Origin of the sequence: Demequina sp. NBRC 110053 (assembly GCF_002090095.1) — a bacterium.
GTDB lineage: Bacteria > Actinomycetota > Actinomycetes > Actinomycetales > Demequinaceae > Demequina.
The window spans coordinates 1,493,709-1,505,335 of record NZ_BBRJ01000002.1; the positions used below are offsets into that span (position 1 = coordinate 1,493,709).

At 70.5% G+C, this 11,627-nt stretch carries 11 protein-coding genes; 10 read left to right on the forward strand and 1 reads right to left on the reverse strand.

Annotation, left to right across the window (positions count from 1 at the left end; translation table 11 throughout):
- Nucleotides 1-385: 385 nt before the first annotated feature.
- From B7K22_RS07040 to B7K22_RS07070, 7 genes are all read left to right on the forward strand, one after another.
- On the forward strand, nucleotides 386-2,080 hold the full coding sequence (locus tag B7K22_RS07040) for an L-aspartate oxidase (RefSeq protein ID WP_084039235.1): 1,695 nt from the start codon (nucleotides 386-388) through the stop codon (nucleotides 2,078-2,080).
- Nucleotides 2,081-2,340: 260 nt separating this feature from the next.
- Nucleotides 2,341-3,240: a carboxylating nicotinate-nucleotide diphosphorylase gene (gene nadC / locus B7K22_RS07045; RefSeq protein ID WP_084039859.1), complete on the forward strand. Its 900-nt coding sequence runs from the start codon at nucleotides 2,341-2,343 to the stop codon at nucleotides 3,238-3,240.
- Between the two features lie 338 nt (nucleotides 3,241-3,578).
- Nucleotides 3,579-5,045, forward strand: coding sequence for a lysine--tRNA ligase (gene lysS / locus B7K22_RS07050; RefSeq protein ID WP_234983407.1), 1,467 nt, complete (start codon nucleotides 3,579-3,581; stop codon nucleotides 5,043-5,045).
- Between the two features lies 1 nt (nucleotide 5,046).
- Entirely contained in the window at nucleotides 5,047-5,250 is a 204-nt protein-coding gene (locus B7K22_RS07055; protein ID WP_084039237.1) for a hypothetical protein, read from the forward strand.
- Nucleotides 5,251-5,373: 123 nt separating this feature from the next.
- The gene (locus tag B7K22_RS07060; RefSeq protein ID WP_084039238.1) at nucleotides 5,374-5,688 is read left to right on the forward strand and encodes an Lsr2 family protein; all 315 of its coding nucleotides are present in this window, start codon (nucleotides 5,374-5,376) and stop codon (nucleotides 5,686-5,688) included.
- Nucleotides 5,689-5,755: 67 nt separating this feature from the next.
- On the forward strand, nucleotides 5,756-6,847 hold the full coding sequence (locus B7K22_RS07065) for a beta-propeller fold lactonase family protein (RefSeq protein WP_084039239.1): 1,092 nt from the start codon (nucleotides 5,756-5,758) through the stop codon (nucleotides 6,845-6,847).
- The gene (locus B7K22_RS07070; protein WP_084039240.1) at nucleotides 6,844-7,587 is read left to right on the forward strand and encodes a phosphoglyceromutase; all 744 of its coding nucleotides are present in this window, start codon (nucleotides 6,844-6,846) and stop codon (nucleotides 7,585-7,587) included. Before B7K22_RS07065 ends, B7K22_RS07070 begins: the two co-directional genes overlap by 4 nt.
- A 92-nt stretch (nucleotides 7,588-7,679) precedes the next feature.
- Here B7K22_RS07070 and phoU read toward each other — a convergent pair whose 3' ends face one another.
- Nucleotides 7,680-8,339 (reverse strand): phosphate signaling complex protein PhoU, encoded by a 660-nt coding sequence (gene phoU / locus B7K22_RS07075; protein WP_084039241.1) that lies wholly within the window; start codon nucleotides 8,337-8,339, stop codon nucleotides 7,680-7,682.
- A 143-nt stretch (nucleotides 8,340-8,482) separates the two neighbouring features.
- Here phoU and B7K22_RS07080 point away from each other — a divergent pair, with 143 nt between their 5' ends.
- From B7K22_RS07080 to B7K22_RS07090, 3 genes are all read left to right on the forward strand, one after another.
- Entirely contained in the window at nucleotides 8,483-9,625 is a 1,143-nt protein-coding gene (locus B7K22_RS07080; protein WP_084039242.1) for a cell wall metabolism sensor histidine kinase WalK, read from the forward strand.
- Complete coding sequence (locus B7K22_RS07085) at nucleotides 9,622-10,317, forward strand: response regulator transcription factor (protein ID WP_084039243.1); 696 nt, start codon at nucleotides 9,622-9,624, stop codon at nucleotides 10,315-10,317. The genes B7K22_RS07080 and B7K22_RS07085 overlap by 4 nt, the downstream gene beginning before the upstream one ends.
- A gap of 156 nt (nucleotides 10,318-10,473) precedes the next feature.
- Nucleotides 10,474-11,616 (forward strand): phosphate ABC transporter substrate-binding protein PstS, encoded by a 1,143-nt coding sequence (locus B7K22_RS07090; protein WP_084039244.1) that lies wholly within the window; start codon nucleotides 10,474-10,476, stop codon nucleotides 11,614-11,616.
- Nucleotides 11,617-11,627 lie beyond the last annotated feature (11 nt).

An 11,627-nucleotide genomic window follows, 5' to 3' on the forward strand; every position in this document is an offset into this window, starting at 1 on the left:
CGGCCGGTGTGCTCGGCTCGCGTTCCGCAGCGGCCCACCGCGCATCGGGCCGCTCGAGAAGCGCGAATCCCAGGGCGCGGGGAGACAGGGCCCCGCGACCAGGGTGACGTACCGGCCGCTCCTCCAGGCACCCGATGAGGGTGTCGCGCGGCCCCGGCGCTTGTGGCGCGCCGGGGCCGCTTCACGTCCGTTCGGGCAGCCGATTACCGCATCGGCGCCGCCGCCGGTGTGCCAGCTCCTCGAGCCGACGACGCTCTCGAGCCGCCGCAACCCTCCGCGTTCCGGAACCAGTGGTTCACACTGTCGGGGCGTCGAGGGGCCCGGACGTCGATGTGTGCAGGCGCCGGGGACGGGCGGGTCGCGAGCGGGCCGCTAGGTTGAGCCCATGACCCGCTACGTCCGCCATCTCGCCGCGCCCGCGCCCGGCTGGACCATCGATGCCGACGTGATCGTGGTCGGCTCGGGGATCGCCGGCCTCACCGCCGCCCTCGAGCTGCGCGCCAAGGTCGATCGCGTGCTCGTGGTGACCAAGGGCGAGCTCAGCTCAGGGTCGACGGTGTGGGCCCAAGGAGGGATCGCCGCGGCGCTGCACCCCGAGGACACGCCGCAGGAGCACCTCGAGGACACGCTCACGGCGGGCGCGGGTCTGTGCTCGGAGCAGGCGGTGCGCGCACTGGTCACCGAAGGCCCCGACCGCGTGCGCGAGCTCGTGGCGCGCGGCGCGAACTTCGACACCGGCCCCGACGGCGACATCACCCTGACCCGGGAAGGCGGACACCACCGCGACCGGATCGCGCACGCGGGAGGCGATGCGACGGGCGCCGAGATCTCCCGAGCGCTGGTGGCTCAGCTCGACGCGATCCGCAATGACCCCGGCATCGAGGTCATCGAGAACGCGATGGTGGTGGACCTGCTGACGGCCGCGCCCGACGGGGACGGGCGTCCCGGGCCCGTGTGCGGGGTCACGCTCCACATCATCGGCGAGGGCTCGCGCGACGGCGTGGGCGCCGCTCTCGCGAAGTCCGTGATCATGGCGACGGGCGGCATCGGCCAGATCTACCGCTCCTCCACCAACCCCTCGTCCGCGACCGGCGACGGGCTCGCAGCCGCTCTGAGAGCGGGCGCAGCCGTCGCCGACATCGAGTTCGTGCAGTTCCACCCGACCGTGCTGTGGCAGGGATCGGCCGCGCGCGGCCAGCAGCCGCTGATCTCGGAGGCGGTGCGCGGCGAAGGCGCCTACCTGCTGAACGGTGCTGGCGAACGGTTCATGGTCGACCGGCACGCGATGGCGGAGCTTGCGCCGCGCGATGTGGTCAGCAAGGGGATCGTCGCGATGATGGACGAGGAGGGCTCGGACAACGTGTTCCTCGACTGCCGCCACCTCGGACGATCCTTCCTGCGCGAGCGCTTCCCCACCATCTGGGAGCGCTTGGGGGAGCGCGGCATCGACATGGCCGAGGACCTCATCCCGGTCGCGCCCGCCCAGCACTATCATTCTGGCGGCGTGCTCACCGACCTGCGCGGGCGATCGACGCTGCGGGGCCTGCATGCCGTGGGCGAGGCGGCCTGCACCGGCGTCCACGGAGCCAACAGGCTCGCCTCGAACTCGCTGCTCGAGGGCCTGGTGTTCGCCTCGCGCGCGGCGACCGACGCCGCCGCGGCCGTCGCGGACGGCACCGTGCGTCAGCTCGAGCCCGTGACCCGTCCCGGCCCGGCCGCCCTGGTCCCCGCGACCATGCGCGCTCAGGTCCAGTCCATCGCACACCGGGGCGCCGGGCCGGTGCGTACGGGCGCCGGTCTCCTCCATGCATCCGAACGCCTGGCGGCGCTGCGTGCTCGCTTCCACGATCCGGAGCCCGTGCCCGCGCTCCCTCAGACCGCGGAATGGGAGACGAGCAACGTGCTGACTGCCGCATCCGCGGTGGTCGCGACCGCGCTCGCGCGGGAGGAGACCAGGGGAGGGCATCTGCGCGATGACTTTCCCGACAGGGACGATGCGCGCTGGGCCGTGCGTCTGGCCGCCACCCTCGACGGGGACGGCGAGCTGCAGCTCCAGAGGGCGCCGCTCGAGCTGGGCTGATTCGGGGGCGCACCCGCCGGCACGCCGAGCACGCGGGCGGCGCCCGTGCGCGGTGCGCGCTCGGACGCCGCCTCGCGCTCACCCCCCAGCGTTCACCCCTCAGCGTTCACCCCTCGGTGCCGCCTTGCGGCGGAAGCGTCAGAACTGGCTGCGACTCCGCGGCAAGCCCCTAGTGTGACACATGTCACTCCGGCGCGCCTAGTGGTGAGTGGACGGGTCCGCGGATGCGCCCGACGGGACTACGCTTGTGCGCCGTGAGCATGCCAGAAGACCTGCCTCAGGACCGTCCGCTGCGCGCCTCATGGCTCGCCTCCGCCGTGGGTGAGGCCCTCGATGAGGATCTGGGCGCCGATCCGGGGCGCGACGTCACCACCCAGGCGACCATTCCGGCCTCCGCGCAGGTGAGCGGCGCGATCGTGATGCGCGAACCGGGGGTCATCGCCGGCATCCCGGTCATCGCGGAGGCGCTCGGCCAGGTGGCCGAGCGGCTGTCGCTGCCTCAGCCGGTGCTGGAGGTGCGCGCGACGGACGGCGACCGTCTCGACGCCGGCGCCAAGGTCGCGGAGCTCTCCGGCGCGGGCCACGTGATCCTCATCGCCGAGCGCACGATCCTGAACTTCCTGTCGCGTGCCACGGGCATCGCGAGCCACACCCGGCAGTGGGCGGATGCGCTCGAGGGCACGGGCGCGCGCGTGCTGGACACCCGCAAGACCACGCCGGGGCTGCGCGAGCTCGAGAAGTATGCGGTGCGCGTGGGCGGCGGCGTCAACAAGCGCTCAGGGCTGCACGACTGCGCGATGGTGAAGGACAACCACATCCTCGCGGCGGGCTCGGTGGGCGCAGCAGTGCTGGCGATCCACGCCCGCTTCCCCGACGTGCCCGTTCAGGTCGAGGTCGAGTCGCGCGAGCAGGCGCGCGAGGCCATCGACGCCGGCGCGCGGTTCCTGATGATCGACAACATGGCCCCGGACGCGATGCGCGCACTGGTGCTCGAGGTCCGCGAGCTCGAGCCCGAGGTGGGCCGCATCCGTCTCGAGGCGACGGGCGGCCTCATCCTCGCCACCGCGCGCGAGGTCGCCAGCACGGGAGTGGACTACATGTCGGTGGGCGCGCTCACCCACTCGAGCCCCATCGTCGACCTCGCGCTCGACGTGAGCTGAACCGAGCGCGCGAGGAAGGCCCCGGCCGGCGCATCGGCGCTCCAGCTCCGTACCGCTCGACACACGCCTGGGGCGACTGTGGTCCCTGTGATGGCACACCAATCGCGCGAATGCGACTCGCCCCAGACGTGTGCTCACGGGCGCGCCGACAGTCCCGAACATCGGCGCTCGCGACGCCCCGGCGGACACCGCACGCGCGACCGCCGTACCCGCGTGTCGCGCTCGGGATGTTCGGAGGTGTCGGGTGGGCAGGCGCAGGAGGAGGGGCGCCCGCACCCGCCGGTACCCTAGTGGGCGTGACTGAAGCGCCCGAGACCGAGATCGACGTCCCCGAGCAGATGCGCGTGCGCCGTGCCAAGCGCGACCGCATCATCGCGGCCGGCGGCGAGGCGTACCCGGTGGGCGTCGCCCGCACACACGACATCGCGGCCGTCCGCGCGCAGTACGACAATGCGCTCGAGGCTGGCGAGGAGACCCAGGACGTCGTCGGCGTCGCCGGGCGCGTGGTGTTCGTGCGCAACACGGGCAAGCTGTGCTTCGCGACCATTCAGGATGGCGCGGGTGAGCGCCTGCAGATCATGTTGAGCCTCGCGGAGGTGGGAGAGGAGTCGCTCGCCGCGTTCAAGGCCGACGTCGACCTGGGCGACCACCTGTTCGCGCACGGCCGCGTCATCAAGTCGCGCCGCGGCGAGGTGTCGGTGTTCGCTGACGACTGGGCCATCGCCGCGAAGGCGCTGCGCCCCCTGCCGGTGCTACACAAGGACCTCGCCGAGGACACCCGCGTCCGTCAGCGCTACGTCGACCTCATCGCACGACCCCTCGCTCGTGACACGGTGCGCCATCGCGCCTACGTCACGCGAAGCCTCCGGGAGAGCCTGCACACGCGCGGGTTCCTCGAGATCGAGACGCCCATGCTGCAGACGCAGCACGGCGGCGCTGCGGCGCGCCCATTCCTGACCCACATGAATGCGTTCGATATCGATCTGTATTTGCGCATCGCGCCCGAGCTATTCCTCAAGCGGGCCGTCGTGGGCGGCATCGACAAGGTGTTCGAGATCAATCGAAACTTCAGGAATGAGGGCGCGGATTCCTCCCACTCGCCGGAGTTCTCGATGATCGAGATCTATGAGGCGTACGGCGACTACGACACCATGGCCACGCTCACGCGCGAGCTCATTCAGGGCGCGGCGCGCGACGTCTTCGGCACCGAGGTCGTGACCCTCGCGGATGGCACCGAGTACGACGTGTCGGGCCAGTGGACCGAGCTCACCATGTACGGCTCCCTGTCCGAAGCGCTCGGGGAGGAGATCACGCCGCAGACCTCCGTCGAGCGCCTGCAGGCGCTGTGCGACGCGGTCGACGTCTCGGTGGACCCCAAGCGCGTCAACCACGGGAAGCTGGTCGAGGAGCTGTGGGAGCACTACGTGGCGGACTCGCTCGTGGCGCCCACCTTCGTGCGTGACTTCCCCGTCGAGACCAGCCCCCTCACCCGCGACCACCGCACCCAGGAGGGCGTGGTCGAGAAGTGGGACCTGTACGTGCGAGGGTTCGAGCTCGGCACGGCGTACTCCGAGCTGGTGGACCCCGTCATCCAGCGCGAGCGCTTCGAGCAGCAGGCGCGGATGGCGGCGCAGGGCGACGACGAGGCGATGCCCATCGACGAGGACTTCCTCACCGCGATGGAGTTCGCGATGCCTCCGTCGGGCGGCATGGGCATGGGGATCGACCGCCTGCTGATGGCGCTGACGGGCCTGGGCATCCGGGAGACCATCACCTTCCCCCTCGTGAAGCCCACGGAGGACTGACATGCCCACGTGGCAGCTGGTGGCGATCGGCCTCATTCCATCGATAGCGGTGGGTGTGATCTTCTGGCTCGCGATGCGCGCGGTGGTGCGCGCCGATCGCAACGAGCGTGCCGCGCTGGCGGCGATCGAGGAGGCCGATGCGCGAGCGGGGTCGAGCGCCGATGCGCCCGAGGCCGGGAAACAGTCGCCAGGATCGGTTTCCTGAAGTCACGCGCGGGCCCATTGTTCGCGCACAGCACGTGGGGCTCACGCAATGCGACGAATTCTCCATTGACGTTGAAGCACCATTGTGTGAATCTGAGCGTGCTTCTTCAAGAAAGGACGTGCGATGGCACAGAAGGTGCAAGTGGTGCTCGTCGACGACATTGACGGCGGCGAGGCGACGCAGACCGTGAGCTTCGCGCTCGACAATGTGTCCTACGAGATCGACCTCTCGGAGGACAACGCGGCGAGGCTGCGGGAGGAGCTCGGCTCCTGGGCGTCGAAGGCGCGCCGCGTGTCGACGTCGAAGCGGGGGACCGGGCGCCCGCGCCGTGCCGACTCCGTCAAGGTCCGCGCGTGGGCGAAGGACAACGGCTACGACATCTCGGAGCGTGGCAGGATCTCCACGGAGATCCGTGAGGCGTACGCCGCGGCGCACTGACCGACGAGACCGATCGGCGGCTCCGCTCCCTCCAGGGAGCGGAGCCGCAGCGCTGTGGGAGGCGACGATGACCCAGACGACGTGGTGGGGAACCTTCCCCGCTGCAGGCAACGGCACGCCCGTGGGACGAGGCGAGGGCCTGTGGCGCCAGCGCGGAGAGGATGTCCAACTGGTGCTCGAGCTGCCCGCTCCGGCGTTCGTCATCGCGCATCCAGGCAGGCCGCTGCTCTACGCGATCACAGAGTCCGACGACTCCGCCGTCCACGCGATCGACGTGAGCGACCCAGACGCCCCTGCGGTGATCGCCACCGTCCCCACCGGAGGACGTGCCGGCTGCCACCTGAGCCTCGCCCCCGGCCATCGCGCGCTCTACGCGAGCCACTACATGAGCGGCGACGTCGCGGTGATCGCGCTCGGGGAGACTGGAGCTCCCGTCGGCACGACGCCGGCTCAGGTGTTCGGCCACGAGGGAAGGGGTCCGCGCGAGGACAGGCAGGAGGCTCCCCATGCGCACTTCTCAGGGCTCGCGCCCGGCGGGCGGCATCTGCTGGTGTGCGACCTCGGCACCGACGAGCTGCGGCGCTACTCGATCCGGCCCGACGGCCTGCTGGACGACGACGGCATCGCGGCGGTCCTGCCCGCCGGCGCGGGGCCGCGCCACTTCGCCGTCCGCGGCGACCTCATCTACGTGACGTGCGAGCTCGACAACCGTCTGAGGGTGCTGCGGTGGGACGGCGCGAACGCCGTCGCGGACGTCATCGAGGACCTGCCGTCGACGACCGCTGTGAACCGCACGGGCGAGGCGGGCCTGCAGGACGGGCACATCCTCATCCACGGTGACGTGGTGCTGGTGGCGGTGCGCGGAGCGGACGTGATCGCGCTGTTCGACCTCGGTCCGGAAGGGGAGGCACGGTACCGGACGTCGTTCGACGTGGGCGAGTGGCCGCGCCACTTCGCCATCGCGCACGACCGCCTGCTCGTCGCCTCGGAACGCGGCCATGACGCCCGCTGGTACCCCCTCGCCGAGGTGCTCGCGCTGCCTCCCGAACGGGAGGTGGGCGAGATCGCCACGGTGCCCCACGCATCGGCGCCCATCCCGAGCGCGGCCTGCGCCTGCCCCGAACTGGGCCCCCGCATCGGCGCTACGCTGAAACCATGACCTACACACTGATCCTGCTCCGCCACGGCGAGAGCGACTGGAACTCGAAGAACCTGTTCACCGGCTGGGTGGACGTCGAGCTCAACGAGAAGGGCTGGGGCGAGGCCATCCGCGGCGGCGAGCTGCTCAAGGAGGAGGGCATCCTCCCCGACGTGGTCCACACGTCGCTGCTGCGCCGCGCGATCATGACCGCGAACCTCGCGCTCGACGCCGCGGACCGCCACTGGATCCCCGTCAAGCGCGACTGGCGCCTCAACGAGCGTCACTATGGCGACCTGCAGGGCAAGAACAAGGCGGAGACCCTCGAGCAGTTCGGCGAGGAGCAGTTCATGACGTGGCGCCGCAGCTACGACGTGCCGCCGCCGCCGATCAGCGCCGAGAACCAGTACGGTCAGGCCGGCGACCCCCGATACGCCGGCGAGCCCGTCCCCGAGACGGAGTGCCTCAAGGACGTGCTCGAACGCGCCCTGCCTTACTGGGAGGGCGAGATCGTGCCGGACCTCAAGGCCGGCAAGACCGTCCTGGTCGCAGCGCACGGCAACTCGCTGCGCGCCATCATCAAGCACCTCGACTCCGTGGCGGACGACGACATCGTGGGCGTGAACGTGCCCACGGGCATCCCGCTGGTCTACGAGCTCGACGAGGACACGCTCGCGCCCGTCAAGGCGGGCGGCACCTACCTCGACGCCGATGCCGCGGCCGCCGCGATCCAGGCCGTCGCCAACCAGGGCAAGAAGTAGAGGCGCTCGGTCACCCTCTCATCGCGTGGCCGACAGGGGCCCTCGCCGTTCGCGGCGGGGGCCCCGTTCTCATGCCGGGGGACGATGCGCGGTCAGGCGCGCGAGCGGTCGCCCGTGTGGTCGCCCGTCACCAAATAGACGATGCGTCGCGAGACCGCCACGGCGTGGTCGCCGAACCGCTCGAAGTAGCGAGCCAGGAGGCTGATGTCGAGCGTCTCCTGCGTCGACCCTGTGTAGGACTCGTCCAGGAGCGTCTTGTACGCGCGGGCGTGGAGCTTGTCGAGGTCGTCGTCGTCGGAGACGATTCCTGCGGCGGTGTTGAGGTCGCGGGTCTCGAGCAGCTCGCTCACCTCGGCGGCCGCCTTCTTCGCGGCCACGGTCATCTCTTCGATGATCTCGGTGTGCTCGCTGGGGATCGCGGACCCCGGGTAGGCGCGGCGGGCGGCCTCGGCGATGTGCTGCGCGAGGTCGCCCATGCGCTCGAGCGACTGCGAGATGCGCAGCGCGGAGATGATGGTGCGCAGGTCCAGGCCCACCGGCTGCTGCTGGGCGATGAGCAGCACGCAGCGCTCGTCGACCGTCTCCTCGAGGTCGTCGAGCTTGGCGTCGTCGGCGATGACTGCCTGCGCGAGCTCGACGTTCTGCGTCAGCAGCGCCTCGGAGGCGCGGCTGATGGCGGACTCGACGTGGCGGCTCATGGCCACCAGGTCGCCCGCGAGCTCGGACATCTCGGCAGTGAACAGGGTGCGCATGGTTCTCCTCAACGGTCGTGCGTCCTCCCTAGTGTGGCATCGCCACCCAGCGACCGGCCCGATGCGCACCATCGGAACGGTGAACATTGGGTGCTGTCGCTGAACTTTGGGTGAACTCGGATATCCGTCGTTACTGTGACCACATGAGCCCCGAAACGTGGCTGCTCGCCCTCCTCGCCCTCCTCGTCGGCGCGGGCGTCGGCGCCCTCCTCCGCCCCCGGCCATCGGAGGCGGCGACAGGTGCCGGCACGCTCGTCCCCCACAGGACCCGAGAGGTGCTGTCCGTCCTCCAGTCCGGCGCGGTGATCGTGCGCCGCGACCGCCGCAGCGCGTTCGCGAACACCACGGCCCATGCCCTGGGCGTGGCGCGCGCTGACGGCGCCCTGCACGGCTCGGTCGCTGACCTGGCTGAGAAGGCATGGAAGGCGGATGCGCCGGTCGAGGACGAGGTCGAGATCAAACGCGGAGTGCTGGGCACGTCGAACTACGTTCATGTCCGCGTCACTCCGCTGAACGACGAGCTCGCCCTCGCGGTCGCCAACGACAACACCGAGCAGCGCGCGGCGGAGGCCACGCGCCGGGAGTTCGCGGTCAACGTCTCGCACGAGCTCAAGACGCCCGTGGGCGCGCTGTCGCTGCTCGCCGAGACCATCGAGGACAACGCGCAGGACACCGCGATGGTGGAGAAGTTCGCCGGCAAGATCCGCAAGGAGACGCGGCGGCTGTCCAAGCTGATCCAGGAGATCATCGAGATCTCGAGACTGCAGGGCGGCGAGTCCGTCATGGACTATGACCTCGTCCCGCTGGACGGGGTGATCGACGAGGTGCTCGAGTCGGTCCGCATCGCCGCCGAAGGCAGGCGCATCACCCTCGTGCGAGAGGTGACCGCCTCGCCCGCCGTGATGGGCGACCGCGACCTCCTGGTGATGGCGATGCGCAACCTCGTCGACAACGCGATCAACTACTCGGAGCCGGCCGGGCGGGTGACGGTGTCGCTCGCCGCCGAGGGCGACGTGGCGCGGGTGGCCGTCATCGACCAGGGGCTCGGCATCGCCGAGGAGGACCAGGAGCGCATCTTCGAGCGCTTCTACCGCACCGATCCGGCGCGCTCGCGCGACACGGGCGGCACCGGCCTGGGTCTGTCGATCGTCAAGCACGTGGTGGCCCAGCACTCGGGCACCGTTCATCTGTGGTCGCAGCCCTCGGTGGGCTCGACGTTCACCATCCGCCTGGCGATCGAAGGCCAGGTGGACGACGCGGCTTCGGCCGACGAGGAGGAGTCATGACCGAGGGGCGCGTGCTCGTGGTCGAGGACGAGGAGTCGTATCGCGACTCGCTCAAGTATCTGCTGAGCCGTGAGGGCTTCGACGTGCTGCTGGCCGAGACGGGCCCGCAGGGCGTCGAGGCATTCCAGCGCGACGGCGCGGACGTGATCCTGCTGGACCTCATGCTCCCTGGCATGTCCGGCCAGGAGGTGTTCCGGGCGATCCGGGAGCGCTCGGACGTGCCCGTGATCATGGTGACGGCCAAGGACGACCAGGTCGACAAGATCATCGGCCTGGAGCTGGGCGCGGACGACTACGTGACCAAGCCGTACTCGGGCCGCGAGCTCGTGGCGCGGGTGCGGGGTCTGCTGCGTCGCCAGCAGCTGGCCGCGTCCGGCATCCCTGACGAGCCCGAGCGGCTCTCCGTGGGCGGGCTCACGCTCGACCCCGAGCGCCTGTCCGTCACGCGGGGGGACGAGGTGCAGTCGCTGCCGCCCAAGGAGTTCGCCCTCCTGCACCTGCTCGCTCAGAACGCCGGACGGGTGCTGCCGCGCCAGGTGATCATCGACCGTGTCTGGGGCGCCGACTACTTCGGGGACACCAAGACGCTCGACGTCCACATCAAGCGGCTGCGAGGCCGGATCGAGGCGGATCCGTCGGAGCCGCTGCTCATCCAGACCGTCCGAGGTGTGGGCTACACGTTCGAGGCGTAGCGTCTCACGAACGGCCCTTCCGGTCCGCGTGCGCGTTCACGGATTGTTCACCGAGTGTTCAGTCTGGGCCCTCGGCCTCGTTACCTGCCATCCCTAACTTTGAGAGCGTCCGGCAGGTTGCCGGGACCCCATCAATCCAAGTGAGGAAACTCGACTGTGAAGATTGCACTGCGTACCGGCGCCGTGGCCTCGGCCGCCGCGCTGACCTTCGTGCTCGCGGCCTGCTCGCCCTCGAACGAGCAGACGACCGACTCGTCGGACGAGCCCACCGCCGCCGGCACCGAGTCCGCGGCCGGCGAGCCCACGTCGCTGTCCGGCAACCTGCAGGGTGCCGGCGCATCGTCGCAGGAGTCCGCGATGGACGCCTGGCGCGCCAAGTTCCAGGAGGCCAACCCCGAGGTGACCGTCGGCTACGACCCGGTGGGCTCTGGCGGCGGCATCGAGCAGTTCCTCTCGGGCGCCGTGCCCTTCGCCGGCTCCGACGGCCTGCTCGAGGACGCGGAGTACGAGCAGGCTGTCGAGCGCTGCGACGGTGACGGCGGCGCCTACCACCTGCCCATGTACATCTCGCCCGTCGCGGTGATCTTCAACCTCGAGGGCGTGGACTCGCTCAACCTCGACGCGGCGACCATCGGCGCGATCTTCAACGGCGACATCACGACGTGGGACGACGAGGCGATCGCCTCGCAGAACGAGGGCGTGGAGCTCCCCGGTGACACGATCACCGTCGCGCACCGCTCGGACTCGTCGGGCACCTCGGAGAACTTCACCGACTACCTCGAGCAGGCGTCGGACGGCGCGTGGCCTCACGAGGCCTCGAAGGAGTTCCCCGAGACCGCCGCGCAGCGGGTGGGCTTCGACGGCACCTCGGCTCTCGTCGAGGGCGTCACCGCCACGGCAGGCTCCATCGGGTACGCCGACGCGTCGCGCGCCGGCTCGCTCGGCACGGTCGCGATCAAGGTGGGCGAGGAGTACGTGCCGTTCTCCCCTGAGGCCGCCGCGAACATCGTCACCGCATCGCCGCTCGCGGAGAACTCGAACGGTGAGAACGACCTCGCGTACGCCATCGACCGCACCACGACGGACTCGACCGCCTACCCGCTCACCCTGGTCTCGTACCACATCGTCTGCTCGCAGTACGACGACGAGACGGAGCGCGCGCTGGTCACCGGCTTCGAGAAGTACGTCGCGTCGGAGGAGGGCCAGGCGATCTCCGCCGAGGCAGCCGGCTCCGCCCCGCTCTCGGCCGACCTGAGCGCGCAGATCACCGCGATCCTCGACGAGATCGCGGCGGGCTGACCCCAACCCCT